This window comes from Roseateles sp. P5_E11, assembly GCF_054049355.1.
On sequence record NZ_JBFUMO010000073.1, the window covers coordinates 1 to 16,864 of the forward strand.

The 16,864-nt window shown below is 69.6% G+C and carries 6 protein-coding genes; 2 read left to right on the forward strand and 4 right to left on the reverse strand.

The genetic code is table 11. The annotated features are described in order from the left end of the window. Window positions 1–16: 16 nt before the first annotated feature. Together ACXJKR_RS08390 and ACXJKR_RS08395 are read left to right on the forward strand one after the other, a co-directional pair. The gene (locus ACXJKR_RS08390; protein ID WP_457322332.1) at window positions 17–11,644 is read left to right on the forward strand and encodes an autotransporter-associated beta strand repeat-containing protein; all 11,628 of its coding nucleotides are present in this window, start codon (window positions 17–19) and stop codon (window positions 11,642–11,644) included. A 20-nt stretch (window positions 11,645–11,664) separates the two neighbouring features. Then, window positions 11,665–13,035, forward strand: coding sequence for a caspase family protein (locus ACXJKR_RS08395; RefSeq protein WP_457322324.1), 1,371 nt, complete (start codon window positions 11,665–11,667; stop codon window positions 13,033–13,035). Window positions 13,036–13,049: 14 nt separating this feature from the next. On the opposite strand, the gene ACXJKR_RS08400 is transcribed toward ACXJKR_RS08395, so the two are convergent. The 4 genes from ACXJKR_RS08400 to ACXJKR_RS08415 all read right to left on the reverse strand — a co-directional run. Continuing rightward, window positions 13,050–14,234, reverse strand: a complete 1,185-nt coding sequence (locus ACXJKR_RS08400; RefSeq protein ID WP_457322326.1) for a hypothetical protein — start codon at window positions 14,232–14,234, stop codon at window positions 13,050–13,052. Window positions 14,235–14,327: 93 nt separating this feature from the next. Next, a complete protein-coding gene (locus ACXJKR_RS08405) occupies window positions 14,328–14,957 on the reverse strand; it encodes a putative 2OG-Fe(II) oxygenase (protein WP_457322327.1) in 630 nt (209 codons plus the stop codon). A 25-nt stretch (window positions 14,958–14,982) separates the two neighbouring features. Then, window positions 14,983–16,554, reverse strand: coding sequence for a hypothetical protein (locus ACXJKR_RS08410; RefSeq protein ID WP_457322329.1), 1,572 nt, complete (start codon window positions 16,552–16,554; stop codon window positions 14,983–14,985). A 34-nt stretch (window positions 16,555–16,588) separates the two neighbouring features. Next, window positions 16,589–16,864: hypothetical protein (locus tag ACXJKR_RS08415; RefSeq protein ID WP_457322330.1), on the reverse strand; the 276-nt coding region annotated here is incomplete at its 5' end.

Consider the following 16,864-nt stretch of genomic DNA (forward strand, 5'->3'; position numbering starts at 1 on the left):
GACCGGTACTGGCACCATCACCCAAGGCGGTGCGCTGACGGTGACCGGCACCACGGGCTTGAGCAACGGCAGCGGCAACATCACGCTGGCCTCGGCCAACGACCTGCGGGGGCTGGTGAGCGTCACCACCACCGGCAATGCGCAACTCGTCAATGGCAGCGGCAAGGACTTGTCCCTGGGCGCGCTGAGCACCGGCGGCCTGACCGTCAGCACCAGCAATGCCAATCTGGACCTCGGCAGTGGCGGCATCACCGGCAACCTCAGTGCGACGACGACCGGCACCGGCACGATCACGCAGAGCGGTGCGCTGACGGTGACCGGAACGACGGGCCTGAACAATGGCAGCGGCAAYATCACGCTGACCACGGCCGCCAATGACCTGCAGGGCGCGGTCAGCATCACCACCACCGGCGCCACGCAACTCAGCAATGGCAGCGGCAAGGCGCTGACGCTGGGCACGCTGAACACGCACGATCTCACCGTCAGCGCCACGAGCGCCAGCCTGGGCCTGGGCAGCGGCAGCATCACCGGCGCTCTCGATGCGACGACGACGGGCGGCGGCGCCATCACCCAGACCGGCGCACTGACGGTGACCGGCGCCACGACCCTGAGCAACGGCAGCGGCAATATCACGCTGGCCTCGGCCAACAATCTGCAAGGTGCGGTCGACATCACGACCACCGGCACGACGCAGATCGCCAATGGCAGCGGCAATGCGCTGACCTTGGGCACGCTGAGCACGCRCACGCTAACCGTCAGCACCAGCGGCGCCGCCCTGGCCCTGGGCAGCGGCACGGTCACCGGCGCCCTCAGCGCGACGACGACGGGCACGGGCGCCCTGACGCAAGGCGGCGCGCTGACGGTGACGGGCGCGACGGCCCTCGGAAATGGCAGCGGCAATATCACGCTGACCACGGCCGGAAACGACTTCCAGGGCGCGGTCAGCATCACCAGCACCGGGGCCACCCAGCTCAGCAATGCCAATGGCAATACCCTGACCCTGGGCACGCTGAACACCGGCGCGCTGACCGTCAGCGCCAACCATGCCGACCTGGTGCTGGGCAGCGGCACCGTCGGCGGCAACCTCAGCGCGACGACGACGAACAACGGCACGCTCACGCAGAGCGGCGCGCTGACGGTGACGGGCACCAGCAGCCTCAGCAATGGCAGCGGCGACATCACGCTGACCTCGGCCAACGACCTGCAGGGGGCTGTCAGCGTCACGACGACCGGCACCACGCAGATCAGCAATGGCAACGGCAAGGCCCTGACCCTGGGGACGCTGAGCGTGCGCGACCTGACGGTCAACACCAGCGGCGCCAACCTGGGTCTGGGCAGCGGCACCATCAGCGGCAACCTCGGCGCGACGACGACCGGCACCGGCGTCATCACGCAGAGCGGTGTGTTGACGGTGACCGGCACCAGCGGCCTCAGCAGCGGCAGCGGCGGCATCACGCTGGCGGCGGCCAACGACCTGCAGGGCGCGGTCAGCCTCACCAGCACGGGCAGCAGTCAGATCGTCAACGGCAGCGGCAAGGCCTTGACCCTGGGCACGCTGAACACCGGCGCGCTGACGGTCAGCACCAGCAATGCCGACATCGACCTGGGCAGCGGCACGGTGGCCGGCACCCTGAGCGCCACGACGACGGGCAGCGGCACCATCACCCAGAGCGGCGCGCTGACAGTGACCGGCAGCAGCGGCCTCAGCAACGGCAGCGGCAACGTCAACCTGACGTCGGGCAACAACCTGCAAGGTGCGGTCAGCGTCACGACGACGGGCACCACGCAGCTCAGCAATGCCAGCGGCAACGCGCTGACCCTGGGCACGCTCAGCACTCGCGCCCTGACGGTCAGCACCAGCAATGCCAATCTCGGCCTGGGCAGCGGCACCGTCACCGGCAACCTCAGCGCCACCACCACCGGCACCGGCGCCATCACGCAGGGCGGTGTGCTGACGGTGACCGGCACCACGGCCTTGAGCAATGGCAGCGGCAACATCACGCTGACCTCGGCCAACAACCTGCAGGGTGCCGTCGGCATCACCAGCACCGGCACGACGCAGATCGCCAATGGCAATGGCAACGCGCTGGTGCTGGGCACGTTGAACACCCACGCCSTGACCGTCTCCACCAGCAATGCCAACCTGAGCCTGGGCAGCGGCGCAGTCACCGGCAACCTCAGCGCGACGACGACGGGCGCCGGTGCCATCACGCAGGGCGGCGCGCTCACGATCAGCGGCACCACAGCCTTGAGCAACGGCAGCGGCAACATCACGCTGACGTCGGCCAACAACCTGCAAGGCGCGGTCAGCCTCACCACCAGCGGCACCACGACGCTGGGCAACGGCGGCGGCAACCCGTTGACGCTGGGCACGCTGAACACCGGCGATCTGACCGTCAGCACCACGGCCGGCGGCGCGCTGAACCTGGGGCAAGGCAGCATCAACGGCACACTGAATGCCAGCAGCCATGGCGGCACCCTCAGCCAGACCGGCGCGCTGCTGGTCAGCGGCATTGCGACGCTGGACGCCACCACCAGCGGCGACATCAGCCTGCCCAACACCAGCAACCAGTGGCACGGCCTGAACCTGGTCGGCAACTCGCTGGACCTGCACTCGGGCGGCGACCTTGAGATCCTCGGCCTGACCCAGCCTGCCAACCGGGCATTGACGCTGTCTGCCGGTGCCAACCTCATCCTTGGCCCGGTGGCCAGCATCAACACCGGCACGGCCGACCTCACGCTGATCAGCGGCGGCAGTTTCACCATGGGCGGCGTGCTGGCCGGCCACAACGTCGAGCTTCAGGCCCAGACCGGCCTCAGCCTGGGCCAGAACATCACCGCCAGCGGCACGCTGAAGCTGACGACAGCCAGCGGCGACGTCAACCAGACCGGCGGCAGCCTGCTCGTCACCGGCACGACGGCGGTCTCGGCCGGTAGCTCGGTCATCAGCCTGAACCAGCCGGGCAACCATTTCAGCGGCGCCGTCAGCCTGAGCGGCGGCGTCACCGGCCTGACGGACAGTGCCGCGCTGACACTGGGCACAGTGAACACCGGCGACCTGACGGTCACATCGACCGGCAACCTCGGTCTCGGCCAGGGCAGCGTCACCGGCACGCTGAGCGCGACGAGCAACGGCGGCGCGATCACGCAGACCGGTGGCCTGACGCTGACCGGTGCGACGACGCTGAACGCCGGCGCGGCGGACATCACGCTGAACCAGGCCAGCAACGATCTGCAGGGCGCCATCACCGCCACGGGCGGCGCGGTGTCACTGCGCAGCGCCAACAACCTCAACCTCTTCGCGCTGGCTCAGCAGCCCAACAAGGGCCTGGAGCTGGAGGCGGGCGGCACCCTCATCCTGCCTGCCGGCACGAGCAATATCGACACCGGCACCGAGGCCTTGACCCTGTCCAGCGGCGGCGTGTTCAGCACCTTCGGCACGCTCAAGGGCGGTGCCGTTACGCTCAAGGGCCAGTCGGCCACGCTGGCGCATGACATCACGGCCACCGGTGCCCTCGCCGTGACCAGCACCAGCGGTGTCATCAACCAGACCGGCGGCCGCATCAGCGCCGCGGGCACGAGCAGCTTCGATGCCGGCAGCCAGGCCATCACGCTGGACGCGGCGACCAACCAGTTCACTGGCCTGGTCTCGCTGACCGGCGGCACCACCCAGATCAGGAGCCAGGGCGCGCTGGGGCTGGGCAGCCTGGCGACCGGCTCGCTGCAGATCCTGGCTGGCGGCGCACTGGGCTTTGGCACGGGCAGCATCGGCGGCGCCCTCAGCGCCACCAGCAGCGGTGCCGTCACGCAGGCTGCTAGCGGCTTGAGCGTCACCGGCACCGCAACCCTCAACGCCGGCGGCGCCGACATCACGCTGGGCGATCTGGCCAACAGCTGGACCGGCGCGGTCGCGCTGACCGGCAGGAATGCCGTGCTCACCGGCAGCAGTGCTGTCACGCTGGGCCATGTCAATGCCACCTCGCTGACGCTGACGACGGGCGGCGCCGTCAGCCAGGGCGCGGGCACGACCATAGCCCTGACCGGCGCCCTGGGCGTGGACGCGGGCGCTTCGGCCATCACCCTGGCGAACACCGGCAACCAGCTGGGTGGCATGGTCACGCTGAAGGGTGGCGCCACGCAGCTGCGCACCACCAACGCGCTGACGCTGGGCACGCTGGACACCGGCGCGCTCACAGCCAACAGCACCGGCGCCCTGAACCTGGGCCACGGCACTGTTGCCGGCAACCTGAGTGCCACCAGCGGCAACGGCGTCGTCACGCAGGCCGCTGGCGGCTTGAGCGTCAGTGGCACTTCCAGCATCAATGCGGGCACGGCCGACATCACGCTGGACGACGCGGCCAACAGCTGGACGGGCGCGGTGGCGCTAACCGGCCGCGACGTGCGCCTCACCGACACCAGTGCCGTCGATCTCGGCGCGGTCAGCATCCGCTCCCTCGTGCTGAAGGCCGGTGGCGTCGTGACCCAGAGCGCACCCCTCAGCCTGACCGGCGCCTTGAACGTGGATGCGGGCAGCGCCGCCATCACCCTCAACAACACCAGCAACCAGCTCGGCGGCCTGGTCACGCTCAAGGGCGGCGTCACGCAGGTGAAAACCGCGGCCGGGCTGACCTTGGGGCCGTTGACCACCGGCGACCTCACGGTGGGCGCTGCCGGCCCGCTGAACCTGGGCCAGGGCCATGTCACGGGCAACCTCGTGGCCAACAGCGGCAATGGCGCCATCAGCCAGTCCGGCGCGCTGCACGTGACCGGCTCCGCCGCCTTCACCTCCGGCAGCGGCAACATCACGCTGGCCAACGCCGGCAACCAGTTCCTCGGCGCGCTGAGCCTGACCGGCAATGCGGTGACCCTCTTCAACCAGCCCAGCCTGAGCTTCGGCACGCTGAGCTTCAACAGCCTGGACGCTACCAGCAACGGCAGCATCACGCTGGGTAGCGGCACGCTCAGCGGCGCGTTGACCGCGCGCGCCCTCGGCGGCGCCATCACGCAGATCGCCGGCGGCCTTACCGTCGCCGGCAACGCGACGCTGCAGGCGACGACAGGCATCACGCTGACCGATGCGGCCAATCACCTCAACGGCGTCGTCAGCCTGAGTGGCAGTGCCAGCGCGGTCACGAACGCCGGCGGCCTGCGCCTGGGCACGCTGGCCACTGCCGGCCTGACGCTGAATGCGGCCGGCACGCYGGACCTGGGCAGYGGCTCCGTCGGCGGGACCCTCACGGCAGTCAGCAGCGGCGCCATCAGCCAGTCGGGTGCCCTGTCAGTGAGCGGCGGCACCAGCCTGAATGCGGGCAGCGCCGGCATCTCGCTCGGCCAGGCCGGCAATGCCTTCGCCGGCAGCGTCGACCTGCGTGGCGGCACCACCGTCATCACGGGTGCCGGCGCGCTGAGCCTGGGCAGCCTCAATGTCGGCGGGCTGACGGCGTCGGCCTCCGGCGCGCTGCGCCTGGGGACAGGCACGGTGGGGGGCAACCTCAATGCCGGCGGTGCGGCCATCACCCAAGTCTCCGGCGGCCTGGCGGTCAGCGGGGCGTCCACGCTGAGTACCGGCAGCGGCAACATCGATCTTGCCGAGGCGGGCAATGCCTTTGCCGGCGCGGTCAGCCTGGTGGGGGGCGATGTGACCCTGGCCAACAGCGGCGCCCTGCACCTGGGCAGCTTCGCGGTGCATGACCTCAAGGCCAGCGCCGGTGGCGACCTCGACCTCGGTGGCGGCACCGTGAATGGCGAGCTCACGGCCACCACGCGTGGCAGCAGGATCAGCCAGTCCGCGGCGCTGACGGTCAACGGCGTGGCCAACTTCGTCGCCGATGGCGGCCTGGCCACTCTGGTGCTGGACCAGCCGGGCAACCAGTTGCTGGGCGGCATCGCCATGCGCGGAGTAAATGGCGGCAGCTTCGCCAGCGCCGACATCAGCAGCGCGCTGGACCTGAGCTTCAGCGGCGATGTTCAGACGCTGAAGCTCAGCAGCGGCGGCCTGCTGACCCTTGGCGGTGGCCGGAGCACGACGCTGACGGCCGCGGCCCACAGCGGCATCGTGCAAACCGGCGCGCTGCAGGTCAGCGGCCTGACGACCCTGATCGCCCAGGGCGGCACGGTCATGCCAGTCGACATGGTCCATGCTGGCAACGACCTGAACCGCGTGCAGTTGCAGACCCAGGCCGGCGGTAGTCTCGGCCGCGTGCAGCTGCGCGATGGCGACGGCAGCCGGCACGACGGCCTGCAGTTGCTGGGCGACGCGGCCAGCCTGGAGATCACCTCAGCCGGTGCGCTGGACTTGGGCGGCGGCCGCTACGGCAGTCTGATGGCTGACACGAGCGCCACCGGCGCAGCCCTCACGCAGAGCGGCGCTCTGGCGGTCAGCGGCCCGGCGACGCTGAAGGCTGGCGGCGGCGCGATCACGTTGATCCGCCCCGACAACGACTGGGGCGGCCTGGTGCAGCTCGGCGGCGGCACAGTGCAAATCACCGCCGCTGGCGCGCTGACCCTGGGCGATATCGCCACAGACAGCCTGAGCGTGAATTCGGCCGGTGCCCTCAACCTGGGCCAGGGCGTGATCGGTGGTGCCCTGCTCGCAAGCAGCGGCGGCAACGCCATCACGCAATCTGGCGCACTGCAGTTCGGTGGCATGGCCACGCTCAACGCCGGTGGCGCGGACATCGCGCTGCCCCACGCCGGCAATCAGTTCCTCGGCGTCATCAACCTCGCCGCCCGCGACGCGACGCTGTTCAGCCTGCCCGGCCTCAGCCTCGGCACATTGGCTCTGCGCAGCCTGGACGCGAGCAGCAACGGCGGCATCATCCTGGGCACCGGCAACCTGAGCGGCGCGCTGAGCGTACGAGGCGCCACGATCACTCAGATGGCGGGCGGCCTCGCCGTGGCGGGCGGCAGCACGCTGCAGGCAGCGGGCGACATTACGCTGACAGAAGCGGCCAACCAACTGGGCGGCCTCGTGAACCTTAGTGGTGGCACGACGGCCCTGAGCAATGCCGGCGACCTAAGTCTGGGCAGCGTCGCGACCGGTCCCCTGACGCTGGAGGTGGCCGGCGCGCTGAACCTCGGCGGCGGCCAGATTGACGGCGAGCTGAAGGCGGTCAGCCGCGGGCTACTGACCCAGACCGGTTCGCTCGCGGTCAGCGGCGCAGTCACGCTGGACGCTGGCGCCGCGGCCATCAGCCTCGGCCAGGCCGGCAACGCCTTTGCCGGCACAGTCATCAACCTTACCGGCGGCAACACCCTGCTCGTCAACAGTGGCCCGCTCAGCCTCGGCCTGCTGGACGTGGGCGACCTGACGGTCGCCTCGAATGGTGCCTTGCGGCTTGGCAGCGGCACGGTCGGCGGCGAACTGAAAGCGAGCAGCGGCGGGGGTGCGATCGGCCAGGTCGCTGGCGGCCTCAGCATCGCCGGCGCGTCGACACTGGACGCGGGCAGCGCCGCCATCCAGCTCAACGAGGCCGCCAATGCCCTCGGTGGCCCGATCCATCTGCTGGGCGGCGATGTGAGCCTCGTGGCCAGCGGCGCGTTGCGCCTGGGCAGCTTCACAACGCGCGATCTCAAGCTGAGCGCCGGCGGCGACATCTCGCTGGGCGGCGGCCGCGTCAGTGGCGATCTGACGGCACTGATCCGGGGAACGACCCTCACCCAGACCGGTGCGCTGTTTGTCGCAGGCTCGAGCGATTTCATCGCCGACGGCAGCCTCGTGAATCTCGTGCTGAACCAGCCCGGCAACCAGTTGCTCGGTACGGTCAGCATGCGCGGAGTGAACGGCGGCAGCTTCGCCAGCGCCGACATCAGCAGCGCGCTGGACCTGACGTTCAGCGGCGATGTGAAGACGCTTACGCTCAGCAGCGGCGGCCTGCTGACGCTGGGCGGCGGCCACAGCGACAGCCTCAGCGCCGCGGCGGCCAAGGGCATTCTGCTGACCGGGCCGCTGCAGGTGAGCGGCCTGACGACGCTGATCGCCAACGGCGCGGCCGTGCCCGTCGACCTGGCCACCCATGGCGCGGGCAACGACCTCAACCGTGTGGAGCTCAAGGCCCAGGCCGGCGCCAGCCTCGGACAGGTGCAACTGCGCGATGGTGATGCGGCGCGCCATGACGGTCTCAAGGTCACGGGCGACGCCGCCCAGCTCGAAGTCACGTCGGCCGGCGCGCTGGACCTCGGTGGCGGCAGCTACGGCAGCTTGGGCGTGGACACCGCGGCGACCGGCGCTGCCGTCACGCAAAGCGGCGCGCTGACGGTCTCGGGCCTCACGACCATCAAGGCCGGCAGCGGCAATGTCACGCTGACCCGGCTCGACAACATCCTGGCGCGCTTCGCGATCGACAGCGCCGGCATCGCCAGCCTTGTCAGCGCGGCCGACTACAGCGTCAACGCGAGCAATGTCTCGACCCGGCTCGAACTCGGCGGGCCCGGTGCCATCAGTCTGGTGGGCCCGCTGTCGGGTAGCGGCGAGCTCGTCATGAGCGGCAGCGGCAGCCTGACGACGACGACGGCGCAGAGCTACAGCGGCGGCACGCGCATCAACTCGGGCACCGTGGTGCTGTCGGGGCCCTCGGCCCAGGCCGGCAGCGGTGCGGTGCAACTCGAAGGCACAGGCCAGCTCGATCTGCGCGACGGTGCCGTCATGAGCGCGGAGCTGGTGGCCAATGGCGGGCGCGTGATCAACACCTCGGGTGCTGGCACGCTGGCCGGTGCCGTGACGCTGAAGGCGGCCGTGACGGAGTTCCTGCCTGGCACCGGCGGGCTGACGATCGGCGGCTCAATAGTCGACGGCGGTGCCGGCTTCGGCCTGCGCCTGGCCAGCAGCGGCACACTGACGCTGGCCGGCAGCAATCACTACGGGGGCATGACCGACATCGCCTCCGGCACCCTGCGCGTCACCGGTGAGCTGCCCTCGACAAGTGCGGTGCAAGTCGCAGGCGGTGCGCTGTTGGCCCTGGGCAAGGATCAAGCCATCGGCTCGCTCGCCGGTGCGGGCCGCGTCGAGCTCGGCAGCTTCACACTGGGCACGGGCCTGGATGGCACGAACACGAGCTTTTCGGGCAGCCTCACCGGCAGCGGCGGCCTGACCAAGCTGGGCAGCGGCCGCTTCGTGCTGAGCGGCGGCGGCGCCCACACCGGCGCGACGCGCGTGGCGGCGGGTGAACTGGTGCTGGCGAGCAGCACCGCGCTGAACGACGTCACGGCCGTGAGCGTGGACGCGAACGCCACGCTGACGGTGCAGCAAAGCCTCAACCTCGGCTCGCTCGCCGGCGCCGGCACGGTGGACGTGCAGGCGGCGCTGCTCGGCGTCGGCAGCAATGGCGGCAGTACGCGCTGGGATGGCGCCATCATCGGCAGCGGCGGCCTGGCCAAGCTTGGCAACGGCGTCTTCACGCTGGCCGGTCACAACACGCTGGCGGGCGATCTGCAGGCCAATGCCGGCACGCTGCAGCTCGAAAGCGCCGGCGTCGTCAAACCCTTGGCCGCCGGCGCAGCAATAGCGCCGGTCGTGCCGACCTCGGCTGGCGTCAACGTGGCCGACGGTGCGGCGCTGGAGTTGCTGACCGACGTCGACCTTGGTGCGCTGAGCGGTGCCGGCCAGGTGCAGCTCAATGCCAACACGCTGGTCCTGGGCGCCAGCGGCCGCAGCAGCCGCTTCGACGGCGTCATCGGCGGCGCCGGCGGCCTGAGCAAGGCGGGCAGCGGCACGCTGACGCTGGGCGGCGCCAACCTCTACACCGGTGCCACGCGGGTCGACGGCGGCAGCCTGGTGCTGGATGCGGAACAAACCCTGGCGGCGGCCAGCGCTCTCGTCATCGAGACGCTGGGGCAGGTGCAGGCCAATGCGCGCCAGACGGTGGCCTCGCTGAACGGTGGCGGCAACCTGGTGCTGAACGGCGCTTCCCTGGCGGCCGGCGCCGATGGCGCCGACGGCCGCTTCGAAGGTGTCGTCAGCGGCAGCGGTGGCCTGGTCAAGCAGGGCGCCGGCATGCTGACGCTGACGGCCGCGCACCGCAACAGCGGCGCCACCGTCATCGAGGCCGGCACCCTCCAGCTGAGCGGCAATGGCGCCCTGGGTTCGGGCGAGATCCAGAACCAGGGCGAATTGCGGCTGTCGCGCGGCGACGCGCTGGCGCTGGACCAGGCCATCATCGGCCGCGGCAGTCTCGTCGTCACCCAGGGCCAGGTGACCCTCAACAGCGCCGGCARCAGCTACAGCGGCGCCACCCAGGTACTGGGCGGCAGCCTCATCACGACGGCGGCCGAGCGCCTGTCCGACGCCAGCGCGGTGCAGGTGGCCGCCGGCGCCCAACTGCAACTTGGGGGCGCCGAGACCATCGCCTCGCTGCAGGCCGCCGGCAGCGTGCGCCTGGCCGGCAACCTGACGACGCGGGCCGAGCAGGTCTACACCGGCAGCCTGACCCTGGCCAATGCGGCCGGGCTGACGCTCACCGGCACGCTGATCGACGCCAGCCGCAGCAGCAACCAGTTCGGCAGCGCGCCGCTGGGCCTGAGCGGCGGCCAGGCCCTGGTGGCCGCCAAGGACAGCCTGCAACTGGGCGACGTGACCCTGTCGAGCGGCGGCCGCATCGAGGCGGGGCGCCTGGCCATCAACGGCAAGTTGCAACTCACGGGCGGCAGCCTCGCGCTGCTGGCCCAGGCCGCGCCTGACGACGCCAAGGCCACGCTGCAGGGCACGGCCCAGGTGCCGGTCGCCGGCCAGCCGCTGGCGGTGGCCGAGGCGACCGTGCAGCAGGGCAGCGCGAGCGCCATCACGGTCGCCGAGGGTGCCTCCCTGTCGGTGCAGGCCGCCGGTGGCGGCTCGGTGCTGCTGGCCCAGGATGCCAACAGCTTCAAGGGCCAGCTCTCGGCGCTCAGCGGCGCGAACTACAACTCCGCCTGGGCGCCGAATGCCAAGGGCGGCCAGGCCGTGCAGTCCGAGGTGCGCGTGTCCGGCCAGCAGGTGGGGGTGGGGGGCAGCGGCATCGAGGCCGACCTGATCTACATCCGCGCCGACCAGCTCGCCACGGCCGGCGACGCCAAGCTGGTGGCCCGCATGCCGTTCGACGAGATCGTGCTCGGCAGGGCCTTGTCGGCACCGGGCATGGTGCTGGAGCTGGCGCCCGGCGCCTTCGGCACGCCCGGCAGCTTTGGCGCCGTCAACGGCCAGCCCATCCGCATCGAGGTGGGTTCCACTGCAACGGGGAGCCGCACGGTGGGACCGAACGCCGGCTATCTGACCGTGCTGCCCAAGGCCGGTGCGCAAGGCTCGACAGCGGTCGTGCTGATCGGCCCCGAGGTTGGCAGCCAGCCCACCACCGGCGGCACGGCCTATCGCTTCTTCCATGATGGGGCCAGTCAGGCAACGGAGATCCCGGTGGTCTATAACGGAGTCCTGCCGCTGACGCCGGCGGCCTCTGGAGCCCTGTCTTCCATCAATGGCGACGCCGAGGACGCCCGCCGTGCCCGCTTCCAGGAGACGGTGCGCACCGAGAACGTGACGGTGCGCTTGCGTTCCGGCGTCATCGCCGAGGTCGGCCCCGGCCGGCCGTCCACCCAAGGCAGCGAGGGCGCCAAGCCGCCCGAACTGTGCGACCCCGCCGCCCAGCCTGCGCTGAGCTGCAAGCCTGCGAGCCCATGACCGTGCAGTCCGAACCCCCTATGTCCCCCCGCCTCGCGCGCCGCCGCTTCCTGTGGGGCTCGTTGCTCGGCGCAGGACTGGCCGTGCGGCCCGTCGCGCGGGCCGCCGCGGACTCTCAGCTGCCGAGCACCGAGATCCGCCTGGCGCTGCTGCTGGGCAACCGCAACTATCCGCAGCCCTTTGACCTGCCGCCGATTCCGAAGAACCTGCGCGACCTGGAGGCCGTGCTGGAGCGGCGCGGTTTCAAGGTCACGTCGGCGCTGGACCTGGACCTGCCGGCAGCGCGCCGTGCGCTGGAAGTCTTCATCGCCGAAGCCGCCGCCAGCCCGGCGGATGCGACCGTGTTCTTCTACTTCAGCGGCCACGGCGTGCAGGTGGACGCGTCCAACCTGCTGCTGCCCGCCGGGCTCAACCCCTCGGCCAAGGGCGAGCTGCTGCAAAACAGCAGCATGCAGCTGCTCAGTGACGTCGTGCGCCGCCTGCCCGCGCGCCGCGAGGGCATGATCATCGCGGTCGTCGATGCCTGCCGCACCGGCCTGCGCGCCGGTGAGCTGGTTGGCCTGAACCAGGTCGAGGCGCCACCGGGCTGCCTGATCACCTTCTCCACCGGGGCCGGCAAGCCGGCCATCGCGCCGGCCGTCGAGACGCAGAACACCTTCTACACCGGGTCGCTGGTCAAGCTGATGGGCAGCGTGTCCGACCAGACGACCTTCCCCGAGCTGATGCAACTGGTGCGCAGCGACGTGCGCGAGACCATGCTCAACCACCCGGTGGCCGCCATCCGTCAATTGGCCCAGGACCCCTTCATCGCCGACCACACCCGCGTGCGCCTGAACGTGGAGCCCAAGCGCGCAGGTGCCGTGGCGCCCGCGGCGCCCGACATCGACGAGGACGCGGTGCTGAAGAAGCTCGAGCAACTGGCCTGGCCCGCCGAAGTGGTGCAGGTGGCCGAGGACTTTCTGAAGGCCCGGCCCGAGAGCCCCTTCGCACCTGGCGTGCAGGTGGCACGCGACGGCGCGCGCAGTGCGCTCAAGGCACTGCAGCGCAGCGACGTGCGCTTGTACCGCTCGGCCTTTTCCTTCAACCCGGACATGCCCGCCGAGCAGCGCCAGGATCTGCTGCGCTGCGGCCGCGGCGACAAGGACGCCGCCGCGCGCATGGCCTGGCGCGTTCGTGGTCAGAACACTGGCGGCTATGGCTCCTCGGCCGCGCAATCGCGCTACGAGGGCTGGATGCAGTTCGCCGTGGCCCTGGGCAACGGCATTGCCAGCTACGAGCTGGCCCTGCATTTCCGCAACACCGGCCAGCCGCTGCTGGCGTCGCAGTTCGAGGCGCGTGCCCGCGACCTGGGCTACACGCCGCCGCCCGACCTGGACAACGTGCGCAAGTAGGGCCGGGGCGGCGGCTACTTCACGGCGCCCTTCAGGCCGGCAGCAGAGCCGCCGACCGAGCTGATCAGGTCGGCGCCATTGATCAGCGTGTCCATGTTGGCGTACTGCTTCACGGTCTCAAGGAGGGTGCGCGGGGCCAGGACCGGGATCTTCTCAAGGTCGCCGACGACGCCGCGGGCCTTGTCGATGAAGGCCTCGAACTCCTTGTCGCGCTGCTGGGCCTGTTCGATGGCGGTCTGCGCCTTGGTTTGCTCGTCGTGCAGCTTCTTCAGCACGGCAGCCTGCTTGGTGATGCCCTTGAAGTCGCCGGCCGCCTTGACCACCTCCATCTTGTCCTGGGCTTCCCGGGCCTTCACGGCGAGCTTGTCCAGCACGGCGCGGGTGGCCTGGATCATGCCGCGGCGCTCGGTGCACATGCGGGAAGCATCGTCCAGATGCTTGGGCAGGCCGGCCGTCTTGTTGGCGATGCTGCCCAGGTGGGTCTGGATGACCTTCAGATCGGCCTCCAGATTGGCCAGGGCGCGCTTTTCCAGGTCGTACTTGCCCTTGATGTCCCGGCCAACCTTGACCAGGGCGGTCAGCCCGCCGAGGCTGGCGAAGGCGACACCCAGCGCGGCAATGGCAGGCGCCGCGGCGCCAAAGGTGACGATGGTCAGTGCAATGGCGGCGGCGGCGGCGCCGAGGATCAGCACGCCCTTGATGACGGCGCCGGCCACGTGGCGGAACTTCTTCCAGCGGATGTCGCTCTTGATCTTCTTCTTGGCCTCGACCTCGGCATCTTTCTCGATCTTCTCGGCCCAGACCAGGATCTGTTGCTCGATGGTGTTCTTGACCGCGTCCTTGAGGTAGTCGTTGTATTCCTTGATCTTGGTGTCGAGCGACTTCTTGCTGCCCGACGCCGCCTTGATCTGCTCCACGAGCTTGAGCGGGTCGGTCTCCGTGGTCATGTCGTTGTAGGCCTTCTTCATCGCGTCGATTTCCTTTTGCATGGAACTCAACGGCAGCGCAAAGCCCTCGATCTGCTTCTTGAACTTCTTGCGCATCTCGGCTTCGAAGTTCTTGGCGATGTAGTCGAACTTGACCCGCTCATGGGCCTCGTCGCTGCCACTCTCGAATTCGTAGGTGGCCTCCAGCTTGGGTGGCTTGAGATCGTCCGTACCCGGGATGTCCTCGGTGATGGTGATCGTCTTCTTGACCATGGTGGTGTCTCAGTCGGAATGAAATGGCAGCGGCGATGCGCATGCAAGGCGCCGCCATGTGTGACTGCGCCGGTCCGGAAGTTCCCCGGCTGCTTACCGCGCGCGGCGCTGCACTTCGATGTTGGCCGCGATGACGATGCGCGGCCGGTCGCCCTGGTAGGGCTCCACCGAGTGCCTCAGCCAGCCGGGGAAGATGGCCAGCAAGCCGGTGCGAGGTGTGACGCTGAAGGTCGTCGGGATCAGCTCCGCGCCCGGCATGGAGCGGTGCGAGCCGATCGGATTGATCCAGCTGATGCGGCCCGACGCGGCGTCGTCGCAGTCGCCCGCGTCGACGTAGTACACGGCCGACCAGTGCGCATCCACGTGATCGTGGACCTGCACATAGTGCCCGCGTTCGAGCACCGTCGCCCAAGCCTGCAGCATGAAGCGGGCTTCGTAGTCCACGCCGCTGCCGACGCGGGCATGGACGCCGCGCACCTGTTCGATGAGCGTGCCGAAGAAGGCGTCCAGGGGCTGCACGCGCCGCGCCGGCAGATCCGCCCTGGAATGCCAGCCGCCGACGACGCTGCGTTGCACGCCTTCGCCAAGCTCGCGCTCCAGCAGGATCCATTCCGCCAGCTCGGCGTTGGCGGCCTCGTCCAGCACGCCTTCCGCCAGCGCCAGCGGCACGGCGAACAGCTGCAGCAGCTGGGCTGCTGGCCCTTCATCCGGTGCAGGCGTCATCGTCGATGTCCCGCCGGGCTCGGCTTCAATCCTTGTAGACCAGCATGCCCTTTTCCTGCATCCAGGCGTAGGCGGCGGGGTAGGCTGACTTGCCCTTCTTGCGAACGTCGGCATTGCCGTTGTTCACGGTGGCATAGAACTCCGCGAACCATTCACCGGGGGCGCGGTACTGGTACATCGAGACCATCTTCTTGCGCGTGGGGGCGGCGAAGCTCACCCAGCCGTCGTCGCCCAGGCCGGAATCCAGATAGACGCGGCCGTTGTGCGCCACGGGATCGGGGCCGAGGCTGAAGAAGGCGTTGGGCTGGATGCCCTGGCGGACGACCTTGAAGAAGGCCTGGCCCAGGTCGAGCGCGTCCTTCAACACCGTCATCTTCTGCCCGCGGGCCGCAACCTTCTTCATGGCCTCGGACTTGGGGCCGAAGAATTCGAAGGTGGCGGTCGCGAAGTCCTGCTTCAGGCCGACGTCATTGCCTTGCAGCTTGGTCGCCTGCACGGTGTTCAGCCAGCGCAGCAGCTCGGGCTTGGCGTCGTCGGCCATGTCGAGCCTGGACTTGAGTTCCGCAGCCAGGGACGTGACGAGGTCGTCCAGCTCCGTAACGACGGCGGCCAGCGTCTTGTGGCCACGCCACTGGCCGCCGTCCATGGAGTCGGTCAACGCCTTGCCGTTCTTGGTCGCGTGGACGGCGTGGCCGAGTTCATGGCGCACCATCACATCGAAGCACTTGGTCCCTTCCAGCGGGTCGCCAGGCACCGCGTTGAGGTAGTCCTGATCGAAATTGGCATCGTCCTCGCCGAAGTCGAACTGGGCAAGCTGCGTCTCCGGGATGTAGGTGCCGGACGTTCCCTTGCCCGGTACCGCGTTGAGCTTCCACTTCTCGGGCAGATGCTCGGCAGGGAAGGTCGCCAGGATGTCCACGGCCTTGTCGAGGACGTGCGGTGGCACGGGCGCCGGCGCTTCCCCGTTGTCGTCGGTCTTGACGCTGTCCAGCGAGCAGGCGAAGGCCTTCTCGAACACCTTCTGGCGCAGCGCCGTGTCCGTCTTCGGCGCTGACCGCAGCGCGTTCAGCAGCTCCTTCTTCACGCCCTCGGTCGGCTTGCCCTTGACGGTCTCGAGGTAGTCCATCACCTCGCCGCGGAACTTGGGTTCGGCCAGCTTGCCTGCCAGTTCGCCCTTTTCCATGRCTTCCTGGACATTCTTGAGTGCCGGCGGCAGCACTTCCGGCACGGGAGCGTCCTTGCCTTTGGGCTCGCTGCCCTTGACGGGCGCCTGCGCCTTGGGGCCTTTCGGCGCCTCCTTTGGCGCCTCCTTCTGCAGCCGCTCGATCAGCCGCTCCAGCGGCGCCAGCGCTTGCACCAGCGGCTCGGCGTGCGAGCGGGCCAACTGGCTGTCGGTGCGCACCTTGAAGGTGATGTCCAGGGCGCGCTTGGCGCCGTCGCGAACCTTGACGAGGTCTTCCAGAGCGTCGGTGTGCTGGCAGCCCTGCACTTCCTTCAGGTGCATGTCCAGCAGCGCGACCGCATCCTTCTCCTCGGTCATCCCGTCCTTGGTCGAGCCGATGGCTTCGAGCACTTCGCGGAGATTGGTCTTTCCCATGACTGAGTTCCTGTGATCCGTTGGATGGAGGCGTTCAGGCCGTGATGGCCGTGCGCAGCTGGCTCAGGGCACCCAGCAGCGGCGTGCGGATGTCTTCGGCCAGCTCGCACACATCGGCGACGACGTCGTCGTCGGCCAGCCACCGCTGCAGCTCGTTGACCTGCTGCAGCGTGGCCGGCTCGGCCGTCAGGTTCTTGATCACCGCCTGCAGCTCGATGATGGCCTTGGCGGAGCTGGCATGCTTGGCATTGGCCACCTTGGTGGCGACCGACTTGAGCGAGTTCACTGCGGCCGCGCGGCGGGTCTTCCA